17 protein-coding genes and 2 tRNA genes are annotated in these 18,657 nt (G+C 59.2%); 4 read left to right on the top strand and 15 right to left on the bottom strand.

Going from position 1 to position 18,657, the window contains the following annotated elements:
* Positions 1-7: 7 nt before the first annotated feature.
* The 6 genes from ADS46_RS07670 to ampD all read right to left on the bottom strand — a co-directional run bounded on the left by ADS46_RS07670 (position 8) and on the right by ampD (position 8,134).
* Complete coding sequence (locus tag ADS46_RS07670) at positions 8-715, bottom strand: class I SAM-dependent methyltransferase (RefSeq protein WP_066318373.1); 708 nt, start codon at positions 713-715, stop codon at positions 8-10.
* A complete protein-coding gene (tsaB, locus tag ADS46_RS07665) occupies positions 712-1,410 on the bottom strand; it encodes a tRNA (adenosine(37)-N6)-threonylcarbamoyltransferase complex dimerization subunit type 1 TsaB (protein WP_066318371.1) in 699 nt (232 codons plus the stop codon). Before tsaB ends, ADS46_RS07670 begins: the two co-directional genes overlap by 4 nt.
* 114 nt (positions 1,411-1,524) lie before the next feature.
* Positions 1,525-2,178: an adenylate kinase gene (gene adk / locus ADS46_RS07660; protein WP_066318369.1), complete on the bottom strand. Its 654-nt coding sequence runs from the start codon at positions 2,176-2,178 to the stop codon at positions 1,525-1,527.
* 236 nt (positions 2,179-2,414) lie between these two features.
* Positions 2,415-4,451 (bottom strand): pyruvate dehydrogenase complex dihydrolipoyllysine-residue acetyltransferase, encoded by a 2,037-nt coding sequence (gene aceF, locus ADS46_RS07655; protein ID WP_066318367.1) that lies wholly within the window; start codon positions 4,449-4,451, stop codon positions 2,415-2,417.
* A gap of 58 nt (positions 4,452-4,509) precedes the next feature.
* A complete protein-coding gene (gene aceE / locus ADS46_RS07650) occupies positions 4,510-7,182 on the bottom strand; it encodes a pyruvate dehydrogenase (acetyl-transferring), homodimeric type (protein ID WP_066318366.1) in 2,673 nt (890 codons plus the stop codon).
* A 349-nt stretch (positions 7,183-7,531) separates the two neighbouring features.
* Positions 7,532-8,134 (bottom strand): 1,6-anhydro-N-acetylmuramyl-L-alanine amidase AmpD, encoded by a 603-nt coding sequence (ampD, locus tag ADS46_RS07645; protein WP_066318454.1) that lies wholly within the window; start codon positions 8,132-8,134, stop codon positions 7,532-7,534.
* Between the two features lie 81 nt (positions 8,135-8,215).
* Between ampD and nadC the strand changes: the two genes are divergently transcribed.
* Positions 8,216-9,070 (top strand): carboxylating nicotinate-nucleotide diphosphorylase, encoded by an 855-nt coding sequence (gene nadC / locus ADS46_RS07640; RefSeq protein ID WP_066318452.1) that lies wholly within the window; start codon positions 8,216-8,218, stop codon positions 9,068-9,070.
* Between the two features lie 17 nt (positions 9,071-9,087).
* Here the strand turns inward: nadC and ADS46_RS07635 are convergent, their stop codons facing one another.
* Entirely contained in the window at positions 9,088-9,609 is a 522-nt protein-coding gene (locus ADS46_RS07635) for a GNAT family N-acetyltransferase (RefSeq protein ID WP_066318364.1), read from the bottom strand.
* Between the two features lie 115 nt (positions 9,610-9,724).
* On the opposite strand from ADS46_RS07635, the gene tsaA reads away from it, so the two are divergent.
* Complete coding sequence (gene tsaA / locus ADS46_RS07630) at positions 9,725-10,453, top strand: tRNA (N6-threonylcarbamoyladenosine(37)-N6)-methyltransferase TrmO (protein WP_066318362.1); 729 nt, start codon at positions 9,725-9,727, stop codon at positions 10,451-10,453.
* Between the two features lie 3 nt (positions 10,454-10,456).
* Here tsaA and purC read toward each other — a convergent pair whose 3' ends face one another.
* The 3 genes from purC to dapA form a co-directional block, all read right to left on the bottom strand.
* Positions 10,457-11,173: a phosphoribosylaminoimidazolesuccinocarboxamide synthase gene (gene purC, locus ADS46_RS07625; protein ID WP_066318360.1), complete on the bottom strand. Its 717-nt coding sequence runs from the start codon at positions 11,171-11,173 to the stop codon at positions 10,457-10,459.
* 32 nt (positions 11,174-11,205) lie between these two features.
* Entirely contained in the window at positions 11,206-12,201 is a 996-nt protein-coding gene (locus tag ADS46_RS07620; RefSeq protein ID WP_066318358.1) for an outer membrane protein assembly factor BamC, read from the bottom strand.
* Between the two features lie 81 nt (positions 12,202-12,282).
* On the bottom strand, positions 12,283-13,167 hold the full coding sequence (gene dapA / locus ADS46_RS07615) for a 4-hydroxy-tetrahydrodipicolinate synthase (RefSeq protein ID WP_066318357.1): 885 nt from the start codon (positions 13,165-13,167) through the stop codon (positions 12,283-12,285).
* Between the two features lie 251 nt (positions 13,168-13,418).
* On the opposite strand from dapA, the gene ADS46_RS07610 reads away from it, so the two are divergent.
* Positions 13,419-13,892 carry a peroxiredoxin gene (locus tag ADS46_RS07610; RefSeq protein ID WP_066318355.1) on the top strand — a complete coding sequence of 158 codons (474 nt, stop codon included), beginning with the start codon at positions 13,419-13,421 and terminating at the stop codon, positions 13,890-13,892.
* Between the two features lie 63 nt (positions 13,893-13,955).
* On the opposite strand, the gene ADS46_RS07605 is transcribed toward ADS46_RS07610, so the two are convergent.
* A complete protein-coding gene (locus ADS46_RS07605) occupies positions 13,956-15,059 on the bottom strand; it encodes an AI-2E family transporter (RefSeq protein WP_066318353.1) in 1,104 nt (367 codons plus the stop codon).
* Complete coding sequence (locus tag ADS46_RS07600; protein WP_066318351.1) at positions 15,056-15,319, bottom strand: sulfurtransferase TusA family protein; 264 nt, start codon at positions 15,317-15,319, stop codon at positions 15,056-15,058. The genes ADS46_RS07605 and ADS46_RS07600 overlap by 4 nt, the downstream gene beginning before the upstream one ends.
* Positions 15,320-15,468: 149 nt before the next feature.
* Between ADS46_RS07600 and ADS46_RS07595 the strand changes: the two genes are divergently transcribed.
* On the top strand, positions 15,469-16,929 hold the full coding sequence (locus ADS46_RS07595; RefSeq protein ID WP_066318343.1) for a M48 family metalloprotease: 1,461 nt from the start codon (positions 15,469-15,471) through the stop codon (positions 16,927-16,929).
* 256 nt (positions 16,930-17,185) lie between these two features.
* Here the strand turns inward: ADS46_RS07595 and nadA are convergent, their stop codons facing one another.
* The 3 genes from nadA to ADS46_RS07580 form a co-directional block, all read right to left on the bottom strand.
* Complete coding sequence (nadA, locus tag ADS46_RS07590) at positions 17,186-18,214, bottom strand: quinolinate synthase NadA (RefSeq protein ID WP_066318341.1); 1,029 nt, start codon at positions 18,212-18,214, stop codon at positions 17,186-17,188.
* 246 nt (positions 18,215-18,460) lie between these two features.
* Positions 18,461-18,536: transfer RNA gene (locus ADS46_RS07585), tRNA-Lys, on the bottom strand.
* A gap of 40 nt (positions 18,537-18,576) precedes the next feature.
* Positions 18,577-18,652: transfer RNA gene (locus tag ADS46_RS07580), tRNA-Lys, on the bottom strand.
* Positions 18,653-18,657 lie beyond the last annotated feature (5 nt).

The raw sequence follows: 18,657 nt of genomic DNA, 5'->3' as shown, positions 1-18,657 counted from the left end.
GTAAGCGTTAGCGCGTCAGGGCGCGGTGGACATACATATCGTAGCGACTGGTTTTGCCTGCCAGGGTGTGCTGGGGTGCAGGCCCGGCAATCGGCGGTGCCTTGCGCGGTCGTTTGACCACCACACGATGGGTGGCCACATCCAAAGCCGCTTCCAGCAAGCGGGGTGCATCGTCGTCATCACCGGCCAGCTCGCGAAACAGGCGCATCTCTTTTTTGACCAGCGCAGATTTTTCCCGGTGGGGAAACATGGGGTCAAGATGAACCACCTCAGGATCAAAGGCAGCGTCAGCTACCAGCGCGGCCAGTGCCTCAGCGGCATCCCCGTGGCGCAACGTCATACGCGAAGCGATGGGCGCAGTGTCGGCAATGTTGGCTGCACGGGACAAGCCATCGGCAAGCAGGGCCGCAATCGCCGGGACGCGCTCGATCATCAATACCGACGCGCCCAGGCTTGCCAATACAAAGGCATCGCGGCCCAGACCGGCCGTGGCATCGACCACGTGCGGGTTGAGCCCCTTGTTCAGGCCACAGGCCTTGGCCACCAACTGACCACGCCCGCCGCCAAATTGGCGCCGATGGGCGGCCCGCCCGGCCGCAAAATCAACACTGAGCGGCTTGCCGAACTGCCGCTCATTGCCGGTTAACACCAGTTGCCCATCGCGATAGACAAGCGTTAACCCGGCAGGCAACTGGCCGACATCGGGTAGCGTCATGCGGGCTTTTTCCACGCCACCTGGTTGCGCAGATAGACCGGCTGCACCGCGTGGGCTGGCTGCCCCAACCCGTCGGCAAAGTCCCGGGCGGCCAGCCAGGCCATTTCCTCGGCACGCGGCTCAAGGTCGGTCAGATGGTGCGTCATTGCCGCCTGAAACGGGGTGTTGAACTGCTCCCAAAGCGTAAAACCGCTACCGACGCCGACCCAGTCGGTTTCTTCGTCGGGCAGTTGCACCGCTTCGGGCGTGAGTACGGCCTCGTCGCCTTGACGGCGCACGCTGTCATGCAAGCAGTGCCACGTCGCCACATAGACCTCCCCCATGCGGGCATCCAGCGCGGTCACGACATGGCGCAGGTGATAGCGACGATGGGCCTGGAGTGCCAGCGCTTCAAGCGTGGAGATACCCAGCAACGGCCGATCCAGCCCAAATGCCAGGCCCTGCGCTGCCCCCGCAGCGATACGCAGCCCGGTAAACGAACCGGGGCCGCGGCCGTAGGCAACCGCATCCAGTTGGCCTGACGTAACCTGGGCATCGCCCAACACCTCATCGACCATCGGCAACAGCCGCCGGGTATGCGCACGCGGTGTCATTTCAAAGCGCGCGACGCACTCGCTGTGGTCGGCGTCCTGGCGCAGCAAGGCAGCGGAGCAGGCGCTTGAAGAGGCATCGAGAGCGAGAAGATATAGCGACATAGCGATTCAGCACTCGTGAGAAGTAGACGGGCATTATACCTTTGCCTTGCCCATACGACGATGGCCCGCACTTGGCGGGCCATCACGAATTGGCTTGTGCTTGCCTGGGAAGCCTTAACTCAACGCTTCGGCAACCTGGCGGGTAATATCATCCACGCTTCCAACCCCTTCAACGCGATGGTATTGCGGTGCCGCCTCGGGATCTTCTTTGGCCCACTGCTGGTAATAATCGACCAGCGGCGCCGTTTGATCATGATAGACCGCGAGCCGATTACGTACGGTGGACTCCTGGTCGTCCTCGCGCTGAATCAGCGCCTCGCCGGTCACGTCATCCTTGCCCGGTTCTTTGGGCGGATTGTGCTCAACATGATAGACCCGCCCTGACTCAGGGTGAACCCGCCGACCGGCCAGACGATTAACAATCTCCTCGTCGGGAACGGCAATTTCCAGCACGTGATCAAGCTTGACACCGCCTTCTTTCATGGCGTCCGCCTGGGGAATGGTGCGCGGGAAGCCATCGAACAGAAAGCCATTTGCGCAGTCGGGCTGGCTGATACGCTCTTTGACCAGGTCGATGATGATGTCGTCGGACACCAGGCCGCCGCTGTTCATGATCTCTTTGACCTTGAGGCCCAGCTCGCTGCCATCCTTGATCGCCGCGCGTAACATGTCGCCGGTGGAAATCTGGGGAATGTTATAACGCTCGCAGATAAACTGAGCTTGAGTCCCCTTCCCCGCACCGGGGGCACCCAACAGGATTAAACGCATGGCTCTGCTCCTTGAATAATAGAAATGCAATAAATCAATCAGCCGACAATAACCGTGCCTCTCAGGCGACACAACTACCCAAAAGCCTGAAAGCACGATTATGAAGGCATTTTTTTAAATAAAATCAGCTAAGTGACGCCCAACCTGTACTTTGGTCGCCCTTGTGTTCAAAAAACGGCGGCTCAAACACAAGCGGCGCCCTGCCGGACGCCGCTCACAAGACCTTCCATTGCCACTTACAGCAGCAGACGACGGATATCGGTCAGCACATCCGCAAGGAAGGCGGTGAAGCGCGCTGCATCCGCACCGTTGATTGCCCGGTGGTCGTAGGACAGCGATAGCGGCATCATCAGCCGCGGCTGGAAGGCACTGCCATCCCATACCGGCTTCATCTGGGACTTGGACACGCCCAGAATGGCAACTTCCGGTGCATTGACGATAGGCGTGAACGCGGTACCGCCAATCGAGCCCAGGCTCGAAATGGTAAAGCAGCCGCCGGTCATCTCGTCACGTTTGAGCTTTTTGGACTGCGCCTTCTTGCCAAGCTCGGCCATTTCCTTGGCAATCTCGATCAGGGATTTCTGGTCGGCGTTACGTACCACCGGCACCATCAAGCCTTCTGGCGTGTCCACCGCAATGCCGATATGCACGTAGTGCTTCCATACCAGCGTTTCGCCGTCACCTTTCAGGCTGACGTTGAACTGCGGGAACTTGCGCAGTGCAAAGGCACAGGCCTTGACCATGAACGGCAGCGGCGTCAGCTTGGCGCCCTGGGCCTCGGCTTCGGCCTTCATCGACTTGCGGAAGTCTTCGAGCTCGGTGATATCCGCTTCGTCGAACTGGGTAACGTGGGGAACGTTGAGCCAGCTGCGATGCAGATTGGTCGCGCCCATCTTGAGCAGGCGTCCCATCGGCTTTTCTTCGACCTCGCCAAACTGGCTGAAGTCGACCTCCGGCACCGGCGGAATACCTGCGCCACCGGTGGCCGCCGGGGCTGCACCCGCCTGCGCTTTGCCCTGATTGGCAATCGCCTGCTTCACATAGGCCTGAACGTCTTCCTTCAGCACGCGGTCTTTCGGGCCACTGGGCTTGACCAGGGCCAGGTCGACGCCCAGTTCCCGCGCCAGCATACGCACGGCGGGACCAGCATGAACCAGCTTGCCGTCACGCGGCTTGTGCGATGCCATCTGCGCTTCGGGGCTGGGGGTGCCAGCAGGCGACTCGGCAGGCTTGGTGCTGGACGGGCTGGCGCTCTGCGGCTGGGCTTTTTCAGGTGCGGCTGCGGCTTTTTGCGGGGCTGCCTGCTTGGCACCTGCGACTTCGATATAGCCGATCACATCGCCTTCGGAGACCGTGTCGCCCTCCTTGACGGTCAGCTCGAGGAGCTTGCCTTTGTAGGGGCTGGGGACATCCATCGACGCCTTGTCGGACTCCAGAGTGATCAGCGGGTCTTCTTCGTCGACCTCGTCACCGGCCGCTACGCCAATTTCAATGATCGGCACATCGGAGGAACCGGACAGGTCGGGCACACGAATCTCTTTGCGCTCCGGTTCACCGCTGGCGGCTTCGTCTGGCACATCATCCTGCTCAGCCGCCGCTTGGGGTTCGCTGCTGGCCTGGCTGGACGCCTGTTCGTCTGGCGTGTCTTCGGCGTCGCCGCCTTCACCGGCGATCTCCATTTGCCCGATGACATCGCCTTCCGAGACCGTGTCGCCTTCTTTGACACTGAACGACACGATTTTACCGGCATGAGGACTCGGCACATCCATGGAGGCCTTATCGGACTCCAGGGTGATCAAGGTGTCTTCGGCGTCAACCTCATCGCCTTCGCCCACTGCGACCTCGATGATTTCGACGTTATCCGAGCCCCCCAGATCGGGCACTTTGATGTCCACGGTCTGCTTGCCGCCAGACGCCTTTTTGGCGGCAGGCTTCGAGGGTTCCGGCTCGGACGCTTGGGCGGGGGCGTCATCCTGCTGGCTTCCGGATGACTCAGCGGGGGGCTCGTCGCTTTCCCCCCCGGCGTCGCCACCACCTTCGACTTCCAGCTCGACGATATCGTCACCTTCAGAGACGCTATCGCCCTCTTTGACCAGCACTTTGAGGACCTTCCCCCCTTTCGGAGCCGGTACGTCCATGCTGGCTTTATCGGATTCGAGCGTGATCAGGGTGTCTTCTGCTTCAATGACATCGCCTTCCGACACCGCAATCTCGATGATTTCGACATCGGTATCGCCACCGATATCGGGAACTTTGATGATTTCGCTACTCAAGGTCGCGCTCCTTTAAAATCGGATCGAGCCGGCGGGCACTTGCCCGCCGGGCAGCGGATCAGCTAGTCAGCGGGTTCGGCTTGTTGACATCGATGCCGTACTTCTTCAGGGCGTCACCGACAAGCTTGCGATCGATTTCACCACGGTCTGCCAGTGCACGCAGCGCCGCGACGGTGACGAAATAACGGTCCACCTCGAAGAAGTAACGCAGCTTCTCGCGGGTATCGGAACGACCAAAGCCGTCGGTACCCAGCACGGTGTAATCGTTCGGCACCCAGGCACGTACCTGATCAGCGTATAGCTTCATGTAGTCGGTGGACGCGATCACCGGCCCTTCACGGCCTTCCAGACACTTGGTGACGTGAGGCTTGTTGGCCTCGGCATCAGGGCTCAGGAAGGCTTCACGGTCCAGCAGCAGCGCTTCACGGCGCAGTTCATTGAAGCTGGTCACGCTCCAGATATCAGCGCCGATCCCCCAGTCACTTTCGAGCAGTGTGGCCGCTTCTTCGACTTCGCGCAGGATCGTACCCGAGCCCAGCAGCTGTACGCGGCCTTTTTTGCCCTTGGTTTCGCGCAGCAGGTACATACCCTTGACGATATCGTCGACCGGCACGGTTTCAAGCTCAGGATGCTCGTAGTTCTCGTTCATGACCGTCAGGTAATAGAAGCAGTTCTCCTTGTCGGTGAACATGCGCTTCATACCATCCTGCAGAATAACGGCCACTTCGTGGGCATAGGTGGGGTCGTAGCTTCTGCAGTTGGGAATGGTCGATGCCTGAATCAGGCTGTGGCCATCCTGGTGCTGCAAACCTTCACCGTTGAGCGTTGTGCGGCCTGCGGTACCGCCGACCATGAAGCCACGCGCCTGGAGGTCGCCTGCCGCCCAGGCCAGATCGCCGATACGCTGGAAGCCGAACATCGAGTAATAGACGTAAAACGGCAGCAGCGTCACGTTGTTGTTGCTGTAGGAAGTCGCCGCTGCAATCCACGCTGACATCGCGCCTGCCTCGGAAATCCCCTCCTCGAGAATCTGGCCCTTCTGATCTTCACGGTAGAACATGATCTGGCCTTTATCGACCGGCTCATACTTCTGCCCTTCAGAGGTGTAGATCCCCAGCTGACGGAACATGCCTTCCATGCCGAAGGTACGCGCTTCGTCAGGAATAATCGGCACAACCTTCTTGCCAATTTTCTTGTCCTTGACCAGCCCGTTCAGTACCCGCACAAACGCCATGGTGGTGGACACTTCACGCCCTTTGGAACCGCCCATCTGGGAAGCAAAGGCCTTGTCTTCAAGGCTGGGGATTTCCAGGGCGTCGAAGTCACTGCGGCGCGCCGGCAGATAGCCACCCAGACGCTCGCGCTGCAGGTGTAGGTACTTCAGCTCGGGGGAATCCTGCTCCGGCATGTAGTACGGCACGTCTTTGAGCTGCTCGTCGGTGAGCGGAATCCCGAAGCGGTCACGGAAGGTCTTGAGCGCCTCGTATTCCATGCTCTTGACCTGGTGGGCTTCATTGGCGGCTTCGCCATCGCCGCTACCCATGCCATAGCCCTTGACGGTATGCGCCAGGATGACCGTGGGCTTGCCGTTCGAGGTATTGACCGCCTCGTGATAGGCCGCGTAGACCTTGAACGGGTCGTGACCACCGCGGTTGAGCTTCCAGATGTCCTCGTCGGAGAGGTCTTTGACCATCTCTTCGGTTTCTGGATACTTGCCGAAGAAGTGCTCGCGGGTGTAGGACCCGCCGTTGGCCTTGTAGTTCTGGTACTCGCCGTCGACCGCTTCGTCCATGCGCTTCTGCAGGACGCCTTTCTTGTCCTTCTCGAACAGCGGATCCCAGTGGCGACCCCAGACAACCTTGATGACGTTCCAGCCCGCACCGCGGAACACGCCTTCGAACTCGTCCATGACGCGGGAGTTGCCGCGTACCGGACCGTCAAGGCGCTGCAGGTTGCAGTTGATGACAAAGATCAGGTTGTCGAGGTTCTCGCGCCCGGCAAGCGAGATCGCCCCCAGGGACTCCGGCTCGTCGCACTCGCCGTCACCCAGGAAACACCAGATCTTGCGGTCGTACATATCTTTCAGTTCACGATGATGCAGGTACTTCATCACGTGCGCCTGATAGATCGCCTGGATCGGGCCAAGGCCCATGGAGACCGTCGGGAACTGCCAGTAATCCGGCATCAGCCAGGGGTGGGGGTAGGATGACAGGCCATCGCCATCGACTTCCTGGCGGAAACGGTCCATCTGCTCTTCGGACAGGCGACCTTCCAGGTAGGAGCGCGCGTAGATGCCTGGCGCCACGTGGCCCTGAATGTAGATCAGGTCGCCTTCAAAGTCGCCCTGAGGGGCACGGAAGAAGTGGTTGAAGCCTACGTCATACAGCGTAGCTGACGACATGAAGCTGGCAATATGACCGCCCAGGCCGGGCTTGGCACGGTTGTTGCGAATCACCTGGGCAATGGCATTGTAGCGGATCAGGGAGCGGATACGACGCTCCATGAACAGGTCGCCCGGCATCGGCGCTTCGCGGTGAACCGGAATCGTATTACGATGCGGGGTTGTCACCGAGAAGGGCACCCTCATGCCGTCCCGACGCAGGCGGTCCGCCAGGCGGGTCATCAGGTAGCGGGCACGATCTTCGCCCTCACGATCCAATACCGATTCCAGGGAATCAATCCATTCCGCGGTTTCGATCGGATCGAGATCTTCTCTTGTCTCCAGACTCATAGAGGTCTCTCCGAATGACGATAAATGACAATCAACCCCGCTAGCCCGTCGGGCCTGGGGCGGCTGTGGTGTGTCGCCACCACTGGCATGCTGATAGTCGACGCCTGAGCGTCGGCGGTTTTTTCTTCTACATTCAACGAGCTACCTACATGGACATGTAGTAAAGCTACATAATTGTTGTAAAAGTTAGCCTTTTGTATATGCGAAGATACCGCAAAGTCGCTACGCTGCCAATTACAGTAACACCTAAAAGGCTATCGAAAACAAACTATTGCACCGCAACATAAGGCTTTGTTAAGGCACTTGCCGAGTCCTCCAAGGCATCTCCTTATGTAGTCAAACTACCGTTTTAATCTCTTGACGCATCGCAACTTAAATCACCTTCCTGGGTCGCAAACAACTGACGCCAATAGGCCCAATCAAACGTTGGTCCGGGGTCGGTTTTACGCAGCGGCGCCACCCTTGCATGGCTGGTCACACGCTCTGGGGTAAGCGCAGGATAACGGTCCCACAACCACCGGGCAGCCTTGGCCAACGCCCTATACTGGGCCTTGGTAAAAGGGTTCGTTTCATCGCCTTCCAGTTCTATCCCCACCGAGAAATCATTGAGCGCTTGCCGCCAGCGTCGTTGACGCGGGTCCCACCACCGGGAACGTCCCGCGTGCCAGGCCCGCCGGTCGGTGTCGACAAACTGGACGCACTCGCCATCACGGCGAATCAACAGGTGAGCAGATACCCTTAAATGGGCGATGGTGGCGAAATAAGGGTGTGCCTCGGGGTCTAGCTGGTTGGTGAATAATGCCTCAACGGCCGTTCCCTTAAACTGGCCGGGCGGCAGGCTGATGGCATGAATCAGCAGCAGCGACACCTCGTCATCAGGCCGCTGATCCGCATTGGGTGACGCCACCTGACGTGCACCTTGCCATCGGCCAGGAGAAAATTGTGGGTCAATCACGCGAAGGACTCCTCTACGTTGGCGCGCTCTTTCACTATAATGCCGGTCATCGACGTTAACGCCCAGAGAATTGATGCCATGCATTACCAAACCGCCCTTGCCGAAGAAATCCGCTCCAGCGCTGCACGCCTGCTCGCCGAAGACGTGGGGCCTGGCGATATCACCGCCCAACTGATCCCGGACCACCAGTTGGCGACGGCGGAAGTCATTACCCGTGTCCCGGCCGTGCTGTGCGGCGTTGCCTTTGTCGACGATATTTTCCGCCGCCTGGACAGCCGCGTTGCGCTTCACTGGCAGGCTGCCGACGGTGACCGACTGGAGGCCGGGCAATGTTTTCTCACCCTTGAGGGCCCAGCACGCAGCCTGCTGACCGGCGAACGCGCAGCGCTTAACGTACTGCAAACCCTTTCCGCCACGGCGACAGCGACCCGCCGCTATGTCGACCTTATCGCCGACACCGGCGTGCGCCTGCTGGACACTCGCAAGACACTGCCCGGCATGCGGCTGGCACAGAAATACGCCGTCATGTGCGGCGGCGGCCACAATCACCGCATTGGCCTGTGGGATGCGTTTCTGATCAAGGAAAACCACATCGCTGCCTGCGGCGGCATCCAGGCGGCTGTCGCTCAGGCGCGCAAGCTGGCCGCCGAGTTGCCCGTTGAGGTGGAAGTCGAAAACTTTGCCGAGTTGGAGCAGGCGCTGGCTGCAAAAGCGGATGTCATCATGCTGGATAACTTCAGCCTGGATGAACTGCGCAGGGCCGTTGAACTGACAGCCGGTAGCGCCACGCTTGAAGCGTCGGGGAATGTCGATGACGGGACGTTGCGCGCGATCGCAGAGACAGGGGTCGACTGTATTTCCTGCGGCACCTTGACCAAGGACATCCAGGCCATTGACCTGTCGATGCGGGTCACCCGCCAGGCGGCCCGCTAACCGGGGGAGCGGTTAGGTCAGGTCTCGACGGCGTTAAGTCGCTTCTGCAGCCGAAAACGCTGCAGGGGCTCGCCGCCACGCTCGACCCACTGCTCGCCCAGGTTTTGCCAGCCTCGTCGCAGCAGCCGTTCGTAGAGCGTCAGGCTTGCTTCGATGTTGATACGGTCAACCCCCTGCTCCAGCAGCCATCGTTCGGCATGAATCAATAGCGTGGTGCCGATCCCGCGTCCGCTGAGCGATGGCCATACGTAAAGGGTCACGACCCGGCCGGCGGGCACATCCAGCTCGATAAACCCCACGCAGCGCCCGTCACAGCTGGCAACAAGCGTCGTGTAAAGCGCCTGGCGCGCTGACCAGGCGCTGGCCTCGCGGGGCAAGGCGTTCGCCCACGCGCGCCGCTGGTCCAAGGTGTATCGCGTCGCGGCCCCTTGCATCACGGCATGGTAGAACACCTCCGCCTGATCAGCGGCGTCTCGGGCGCGTGCCAAGCGGTAGGTGACCCGGGCCGTCGAGGGCTGTGCAGTCTGTTCATCTGTCATGTTTCACCATGTGAGCGTATCGCTTTCTTTTTCAAGGCATGCTCAGCACCACTGTACTGACGACACGGCTGTTTTATACTCGGCCCTCTGGTTTTCCCTTTGATAAGGCAGTGTGATGCATCATGCCCCACTCAGCGAATCCTTTTCGCTGACACCCATCGGCCATGTGGCGAGCGACTATGCCGATAAGTTTGGCGTTCCCCGTCAGCCCGGCCTCGCGCCTGACGCCAACGCAGAGTTGATTCTTCACCCGCCCTACGACGACCCGTTGGCCGTGCGCGGGCTCGACGCCTTCAGCCATGTGTGGATCAGTTTTGTGTTCCACCAGAGTCCTGAACGCTGGTCGCCTCTCGTCAGGCCACCACGGTTAGGCGGCAACCGAAAAGTGGGCGTATTTGCCAGCCGCAGCACGCATCGCCCCAACCGGCTCGGCCTGTCGCTGGTCGAACTCCGTCGTATCGATACCCACAAGGGCGTGCGCCTGATACTGTCAGGCTGCGATCTGGTCAACGGCACGCCCGTGGTGGATATTAAACCCTACCTTCCCTGGGCTGAAGCCCACCCTCAGGCTCAAGCAGGCTTTGCCCCCGCCCCACCCGAGCAGTTGACGGTTCAGTTCAGCGCCACAGCGCTGGATCAGTTGGCCAAGCGTGCTGACCGCGATTCGCTAAGGGCGCTGGTCGAGCAGGTCATTGGCCAGGACCCACGCCCGGCCTACCGGCACCACCAACCCTCCGAACGGGTTTACGGCGTACGGCTGCGGGATGTGGACGTCAAGTTTTGTCCACGCCAGAACGGCGAAGCCACCACGCTGGAGGTGGTGGCTATCGACACGTTAGGCTGAACGTTAGCGGGGAAAGGTAACCCCCAGGCGGCGGCCGACTTCCTCGTAGGCTTCAATCACGCCGCCAAGGCCCTGGCGAAAACGGTCCTTGTCGAGCTTCTCGCGGGTATTGGCGTCCCATAACCGGCATCCGTCAGGGGAAAACTCATCACCCAGCACTACCTGTCCGTTAAATACGCCAAACTCGAGCTTATAGTCCACCAGCAGCATGTCACCCTCGGCGAACAGCTGCTTGAGCACATGATTGACCTTGAAGGTGAGCGTTTTCATCTTGGCGAGTTGCTCAGGCGTCGCCCAGCCAAAGGTTTCCGCCAGGGACTCGTTGATCATCGGGTCGCCCTTTTCGTCGTTCTTCAGGAACAGCTCGAACGTCGGCGGGTTCAACGCGATACCTTCCTCGACGCCGAGGCGCTTGACCAGGCCCCCCGCAGCGATATTGCGCACCACGCACTCCACCGGGATCATCTGCATCTTCTTGACCAGACTTTCCGTGTCAGAAAGTTGCTTCTCGAAATGCGTCGGAATACCGGCGTCTTCCAGCCGCTCCATGATGAAGGCGTTGAAGAGGTTATTCACCATCCCCTTACGTGCCAGCGACTCTTTCTTCTTGCCGTCAAAGGCGCTGGTGTCATCACGAAACTCAAGTACCAGCAGGTCCGGATCATCGGTGGTGTAGACAGATTTTGCCTTACCGGCATAGAGTTCTTGGCGCTTTTCCATGGGAGCTCCGCAAAGAGACAAAGGTCATTGAATTAACGTAAATAGCTGGCTACCCGCTCGAGCAGTTCGCGCTCGGCGTTTTCGCTCAGTGGTGGTTCACCGGTTGCCCTGGCGCGCAGCACGCTCTGGTCGCCGCGAGGTTCAACGACCAGGCGCACTTCTCGTGCCTGCTCGTTTGTATCGGTGAACAAAACCACCTGCAACAAACTCCGGTCGCGCTGTTCACGGGACAGATAGCTTACAAGGAAGGCATAGTTATCAGGCTCGGCGGCCAGCAACTCACGCTCGTCAGTTTGATCGAAGTCCTGCGCCAGATAGTGATGGATTTCAGCCCATACGCGATCTGCCGCGTAAGGTATCGCCACTTCCCACCCATCGCCATCCTGGCGAAGCGAAAGGGGGTCATTGTTTTCCAGACGCTGCGCGCTCCAGGATGATGCCGTCGCCGAGGCGGTTTGAGAAGCAGCAGCATTGGCGCTCAAATAGGTTTGCAGCGCATCAAGGCAGCTTGCCATGCTTTGGCCGCCTCGCTCGCAGCGGACTTCACTGCTCCCCTCGCGGAGCCCGCTTTGCAAACGGAACTCAGCCTGGGAGGTAACCAGAACACCGTCACTGGCACGGCTTTCCTGGACGTCCAGGCCGCGCTGACGTGCAAAGCTTTCAAGCTGTGTCCAGACGCTCCCCGGATCAGCGGCAACGACTAACCATCGCTGGTCACCAATCTCACGGCCTTCAACGTAATCAATTTCCGTACTTTGCCCAACCGTAAGAGGTTGAGGAGGACGCACTTCGGCCACTCCATCACGCCTAGGCTGGCTGGCTGCTTCCGGGACCGGCAGCGCATCGCGGTAACGCTGAGTATCGCGGGTCTCGGGCAATACCAACGGCGACGCAGGTTCTACATCGGCATAATCCAAATTGCGATCATCATAAAAACCTTCATCCCGGGCACAACCGGCAAGCGTCACAGCACCTGCCAGGGCCAGCGGAATCCATTTCAGCGCGTGTTTTCCAAGCACAGAGCTCATCAAGCCACCTTAACAGTCAACAGATCGTTTACCTGACGCCATGCATCCCAGGTTCGCCAAGTAGCAAAAATTCTTTGCGGTTTATTCCTCGACAACCCCCGCAAGCTGCAGGGCTTCACTGACAGTGGCGTGATACTTGTCGGACAGCCACGTCAGCGGCAGGCGAATACCCGCGTCAGCGTAACCCATTCGGTTTAACGCCCACTTTACCGGAATAGGGTTCGACTCGATCCCGAGATTGGTATGCAGGGGCATCAGGCGTGTGTTGATCTGGTGCGCCTTATCCGCGTCCCCGCCTACCGCAGCCGCGCAAAGTTCATGCATGGCTTTGGGCGCCACGTTCGCGGTCACCGAAATATCACCATGCCCGCCCATCAGCATGAAATCACAGGCGGTGGCATCGTCACCCGAGTAAAGCATGAAGTCACTGCCCTTGAGGCGGGCGATAAGATCTTCCGCACGCTCCAGATTACCCGTGGCATCCTTCAAGCCGATGATGTTGTCAATGTCGGCCAACCTGACCACCGTCTCATTATAAAGATCTGAGCAGGTGCGCCCCGGCACATTGTAAAGAATGACCGGCAATTTACTGCCTTCCGCCACCGCTTTGAAGTGCTGATACAAGCCTTCCTGGGTAGGCTTGTTATAGTAAGGACATACCGACAGACAGTAGTCAGCGCCAACTTCACTGGCATAACGCGCCAGCTCGACAGCTTCAGAGGTCGCATTACCCCCCGTACCGGCAATGACCGGAATTCGCCCGTCCACTTCCTCGACCACACTGCGTATCACGTCGAAGTGTTCGGCAAACGACATGGTGGTGGGCTCACCGGTGGTGCCAGCGGCCACGATCCCGTCGGTGCCATTGTCGAGATGGAAGTTCACCAGACGACGAAGCGCCTCCCAGTCGATGTCGCCATTGACTTTCATCGGCGTCGCCAGGGCGACGATGCTGCCTGTGATCATCCTTTTTTCCTCACCTGCAAGTGGTTAAATCGAGCGTCTGAATATCACGAGATAAGGAGCCGAGTTAGTGCTTTACGCAGCGTGCCATCATCTCAACAGGAATCCACGAAGGACAAATGGTACTCAGGCCGCTCGACCCTGTACAGCGGAAAGCGCGGCGAGTTTTACCCCTGCGATGCTTTCTTCTTTGACATGCGGCGCAAGCTTGCGTGTAATCGCCTTTTAAAACCACGCTACCAGAGGAACCTTTTATGCCACTCGACATAGGCCAGACCGTCCCCGATTTTTCGGCACCGGCAACGGGTGACACCACCCTGACGTTATCCGAGCTGCGCGGCCAGCAGGTGGTGGTGTACTTCTATCCCAAGGCCAGCACGCCGGGATGCACCACCGAGGGCGGCGATTTTCGCGACCGCAAGGCCGATTTCGACGCCGCGAACACGGTGATTGTCGGTGTTTCCCGGGACGGTATCCGCGCCCAGGAGAATTTCAAAGCCAAGCAGGATTTCAACTTTACGCTGGTGTCAGACAAGGACGAGACGGTCTGCAGACTGTTTGATGTCATCAAGCTTAAAAAGCTATATGGCAAAGAGCACCTGGGCATCGAACGCAGCACCTTTCTGATTGACACCGAAGGCAAGCTTGCCCAGGCCTGGCGGGGCGTCAAAGTCCCCGGGCACGTTGATGAAGTGCTTGCGGCGGCTCAGGCGCTTAACGCGTCCTAAACCTCTTCCTCCCCATCCAACTGGCGGCTGGGGAGGTTACCAGGCCCGCAAGGCCACTCTGACTTACAGTGACTCTTCTCTGGCGAGCGCATGGTGGTGCTCATCGCGCCCTTTCATCCCCCGCGGCCAGGCATGCACCAACGCTTTTAGCAGCGTGGCGAGCGGAATGGCAAAAAACACTCCCCAGAACCCCCATATGCCGCCGAAGAACAACACCGCCACAATCACCGACACCGGGTGGATATTGTTCGTCTCCGAGAACAATACCGGGGCGAGTACGTTGCCATCCAACGCCTGAATAACTCCGTAAGCCACCAGCACGTAGACGAACGACTCGCTTAACCCGAAGTGAAATCCGGCGACTGCAGCGACCGGCAAGGTGACCACGGCCGCACCGATATACGGCACCAGCACCGAAAAGCCGACCAATACCGCCAGCAGCGCCGTATAAGGCAGATTAAAGAACGAAAACGTGATGAAGGAGACGGTGCCGACAATAATGATCTCGATAAACTTGCCGCGAATATAATTGGCAATCTGGTCGTCCATTTCACGCCAGATACGCGCCATCAAGGCACGTTTTTGCGGCAGCAATGACAATGTAAAGCCAACCAGCGCCTCTCGATCCTTGAGCATGAAAAAGACCAAGATGGGCACCAGTACCAGATAGATAATCAGCGACATGAGATTACCCAGGGATGCCAGCGACAGCGTCAGGGCGCGCTGCCCCAACTGGCTTATTTCGCGGCTGGCGACGCCAATCCAGTTTTGCATTTGATCCGGGGTAATCAGGTTGGGATAGCGCGACTGCAGCTCATCCAGCCAGTTTTGCCCGCTTGCAAACATGCGCGGCGTTTCCTGGACAAGGCCAATCAACTGGTCCCATATCAGTGGTAGCAAAATAAACGCCAGGGCCAATAACACGCCGACAAAGCCAAGGAACACCACGATCACCGAGAGCAGATGCGGGATGCCACGCCGCGTCAATGCGCCCACCACGCCCTGGAGCAAGAAGGCAATGACCAAGGCGGTAAAAAAAGGCGCCAGCATACGGCCAAACCAGATCACCGCGGCAAAGCCAGCGATGAGTACTACCAGCAGGATCAAGGCTTCTTCGTCTGAAAAGTACCGTTCGACCCAGCTTTTCAAGATCGTACGCAGGCTCATGAGCGCTCGCCTTCTGCCTTGCGAAGCCAATAATGATAGATCTCACCACACTGCTCGCGGGCTTCCAGGTGATGGGCGCTCTGCTCGGCAAAGGCTTCGATATCCCGCCACGAGCCTGCATCCGTGGCGCGAACTTCCAGCAACTGCCCCGGGGCAAGGCCTGCCAGGGCCTGCTTGGCCTTGAGCAGTGGTAGCGGGCAATGAAGCCCGCAGGCGTCGAGCACGCTATCAGGCTGTAAATGCGTTGTTTGCTCTACCATTTTTCTCCCCTCAAAAAAGACCCTGCACGTATCAGTCATTGTTGCATAGACTAGGCAGTATTGACTGCGCATTGATTTAACGGCACTTCACCGCTTGAATCAATGTCATAAGCAGTGACCCAGCGCTTTACATCACCGATGAGGATGCCATGCCGCGCTTTTTTAACGCCTCAGCAGGCTGGACGCGCGCCTTAGCGTTCGCCTGCGGTACGACGTTGTTGATTCCCTCGCCCGCCGTCAGCGACGAGCAGACGTTACCCAGTCTGGGCAGCAGCTATTCGTCGACCAGCGACGAAGAGCACCGGCTGGGCCGCGCCTGGCTGCGTCAGTTCCGTGCCCACGCCCCCCAATGGCAGGACCCGATTGCCCATGATTACCTGAACAGCCTGGTTGATCGTCTGGCCCCGCATAGCCAACTGGGCGACCTGGACGTGACCACCGTCATGGTCGACCACCGAACCCTCAATGCCTTTGCGGTCCCCGGTGGCGTGGTCGGGATTCACGCTGGCCTGTTCGCCTTTGCCGAAGATGAAGGCGCCTTTGCCTCGGTCATTGCCCACGAACTTGGCCACTTGTCGCAGCGCCACTATGCTCGCAGCAGCGAGCGCGCTGAACAGACACAGCTACCGGCCATGGCCGGCATGCTGGCCGGATTACTGATCGCGGCCGGTGGTGGAGGCAATGCGGGTATCGCCACCGCCATGGGATCTCAGGCAGCCCTCATTCAAGACCAGCTCACCTACTCGCGCCGCTACGAGCAGGAAGCAGACCGCGTGGGTCTTCAAGCCATGGCCGATGCTGGCTACGACCCGGACGCCATGGCCCGCATGTTCCGCACCTTGCAACGCATGGCCAGCCTTCAGGGCGGCACGCCACCGGAATTCCTGCTGACCCACCCGGTGTCCGAATCCCGCTTGAGCGATGCGCAGTCACGGGCCGCTCAGATGGACGTTGCTTCAAGCTACTCTAACGATACGCTCTACGACATGATCCGCGGCCGTGCGTTACTGCAGATCCATTCACAATCGCCCCAGCAAGCCGTTTCTCGCCTGGCTCAGGAAGACGCCAACGAAGCGGCACAGCGCTATGTAGCCGCCCTGGCCGATGCCCGGTCCGGCCAGGTGGATGCCGCGCTCCAAGCGCTTGATCGACTGCGTGATGAACAGCCAGACCTTGCCATGTTACCGGCGTCGGCGGCAGAGGTTGCCCTTCAAGCGCAGCGTTACGATGACGCCATCCAGCGCAGCCAGCGATTGCTGCGTTTCATGCCTGACTACTTGCCAGCCCAGCTCATCCTGGCCGAGGCGCAACTTCAGCGAGACCCCAATGCGGCCTACAACATCCTGCGCGATGTCACCGCGCAACATCCCGAAAACCCACAGGGCTTCAACCTGCTGTCAGAAGCTGCCGGGCGAAGCGGGCGTAATGGGCTGGGTCACCTGGCGCGGGCGGAATATCTTCAGCTTACCGGGCGCATGGATAGCGGTATTCGCCAACTGGATATAGCCGAAGACGCCGCTGAGCGCGAAAACGATCAGCGCACGCTGGCACGCATCGAACAGCGGCGCGAGGATTTCATGGACTACCGCGAGGCTCTGGAGGAGTTCTAGCAGCCTGTCGGGCTTGACCGATCGTCGCGAGAATCACGGATTTTGAGCCAAATTTATCGATCGATTGAGGCGAATAGCGCGCTATTTAACGAAATCGATCGAATAAAGTTGGCCAAAATACCGGGATTCGCAGTAGATCAGTGTTAAGTCCGACAGGCTGCTAGGGGAGGAGTTCCAGGCACAACCGGTTGAAGCTGAGCACGTTGATAAGTACCCAGAGGCCGACTGACAAGTAGTCGGCCTCTGGGTGTCACGGCTAGGTGTTGAAGTTGAGCATTCGCTCCAGCGGCTTGAGCGCCTGCTGGCGCAATTCACTGCCGACCTGAATCTCGCCGCTGCCCTCGCGTAGCGCACCTGCCAGGTTGTCGAGGGCGTTCATGGCCATCCACGGGCAGTGCGCGCAGCTGCGGCAGGTTGCGCCGTTGCCCGCCGTCGGGGCCTCGAACAGCGTCTTCTCGGGTACCGCTTGCTGCATCTTGAAGAAGATACCGCGATCGGTTGCCACAATCAGTTGTTCGTTGGGCAGGGTTTTGGCTGCGTTGATCAACTGCGATGTCGACCCCGCCACATCGGCCAGCCGAACCACTGGCTCAGGCGACTCCGGGTGAACCAGCACGGCGGCATCCGGGTACAGCCGCTTGAGGTCCTCGACGCCTTTCGCCTTGAATTCCTCGTGGACGATACAGGCGCCGTCCCACATCAGCATATCGGCACCGGTTTTTTTCTGGATGTAACCACCCAGATGTTTATCGGGCGCCCAGAGAATTTTCTCGCCTTTGGCCTGAAGGTGCTCGATCACATCGACAGCGATGGATGAGGTGACCACCCAATCGGCACGCGCCTTGACGGCAGCCGACGTATTGGCATAAACGACCACGGTGCGGTCAGGGTGGGCGTCGCAGAAAGCGCTGAATTCATCGGCAGGGCAACCGATATCCAGCGAACAGGTAGCCTCCAGGGTGGGCATCAGCACGCGTTTTTCAGGCGACAGAATCTTGGCGGTTTCGCCCATGAAGCGCACCCCGGCCACCACCAGGGTGGTGGCATCGTGGCGGGCACCGAAGCGCGCCATTTCCAGCGAGTCGGCCACGCAACCACCGGTTTCTTCCGCCAGTTGCTGAATGGCGTCATCGGTATAGTAGTGCGCTACCAGTACGGCGTTGTGCTGTTTAAGCAACTGCTTGATTTCCGCCACCCGCGCCTGATCTTCAGCGGGTATGCGGGTCGGGCAGTAGGGGCTTGGGAGCGGAGCATCAAGCTCAGCTTGAGTAGTCATAATAGTCATCGTGTCTACCACTGTGACGAACAGGGAATCCCCCTGTTAAACATCAGTCACGGCGTATGCACTCCGCACGCGCCGCTCTCATTGGCAAAAACCGCTGCGTCTTTCGCGTTGGCTTTATGCCAGTCTCAACAATCATGAGACTATTTTGGCGGGAAATGGTTGCTGACGGCAAGTCCAATTGTCAGGCATCAACAGTGTACACATAGCAAAACACCCCTGACAGCGAACTGTCAGGGGTGCTGAATCTGGTGGGTCGTGCAGGATTCGAACCTGCGACCAATTGATTAAAAGTCAACTGCTCTACCAACTGAGCTAACGACCCGCTGCTCACGCGGCGGCGGCAAATCTAAATAAAGTTCGGCTGGTGGGTCGTGCAGGATTCGAACCTGCGACCAATTGATTAAAAGTCAACTGCTCTACCAACTGAGCTAACGACCCGCCCG

Origin of the sequence: Halomonas sp. G11 (assembly GCF_001663515.1) — a bacterium.
GTDB lineage: Bacteria > Pseudomonadota > Gammaproteobacteria > Pseudomonadales > Halomonadaceae > Vreelandella.
This window is presented reverse-complemented; position numbering and strand designations above follow the sequence as displayed.

Coding starts and splice junctions, on each gene's coding strand:
- ADS46_RS07595 (WP_066318343.1), top strand. CDS start 15,469: ATGCCGCGCTTTTTTAACGCCTCAGCAGGCTGGACGCGCGCCTTAGCG.
- nadC (WP_066318452.1), top strand. CDS start 8,216: ATGCATTACCAAACCGCCCTTGCCGAAGAAATCCGCTCCAGCGCTGCA.
- dapA (WP_066318357.1), bottom strand. CDS start 13,167: ATGATCACAGGCAGCATCGTCGCCCTGGCGACGCCGATGAAAGTCAAT.
- ADS46_RS07620 (WP_066318358.1), bottom strand. CDS start 12,201: ATGAGCTCTGTGCTTGGAAAACACGCGCTGAAATGGATTCCGCTGGCC.
- ADS46_RS07610 (WP_066318355.1), top strand. CDS start 13,419: ATGCCACTCGACATAGGCCAGACCGTCCCCGATTTTTCGGCACCGGCA.
- aceE (WP_066318366.1), bottom strand. CDS start 7,182: ATGAGTCTGGAGACAAGAGAAGATCTCGATCCGATCGAAACCGCGGAA.
- ADS46_RS07670 (WP_066318373.1), bottom strand. CDS start 715: ATGACGCTACCCGATGTCGGCCAGTTGCCTGCCGGGTTAACGCTTGTC.
- ADS46_RS07600 (WP_066318351.1), bottom strand. CDS start 15,319: ATGGTAGAGCAAACAACGCATTTACAGCCTGATAGCGTGCTCGACGCC.
- ADS46_RS07605 (WP_066318353.1), bottom strand. CDS start 15,059: ATGAGCCTGCGTACGATCTTGAAAAGCTGGGTCGAACGGTACTTTTCA.
- adk (WP_066318369.1), bottom strand. CDS start 2,178: ATGCGTTTAATCCTGTTGGGTGCCCCCGGTGCGGGGAAGGGGACTCAA.
- tsaA (WP_066318362.1), top strand. CDS start 9,725: ATGCATCATGCCCCACTCAGCGAATCCTTTTCGCTGACACCCATCGGC.
- nadA (WP_066318341.1), bottom strand. CDS start 18,214: ATGACTATTATGACTACTCAAGCTGAGCTTGATGCTCCGCTCCCAAGC.
- tsaB (WP_066318371.1), bottom strand. CDS start 1,410: ATGTCGCTATATCTTCTCGCTCTCGATGCCTCTTCAAGCGCCTGCTCC.
- ADS46_RS07635 (WP_066318364.1), bottom strand. CDS start 9,609: ATGACAGATGAACAGACTGCACAGCCCTCGACGGCCCGGGTCACCTAC.
- purC (WP_066318360.1), bottom strand. CDS start 11,173: ATGGAAAAGCGCCAAGAACTCTATGCCGGTAAGGCAAAATCTGTCTAC.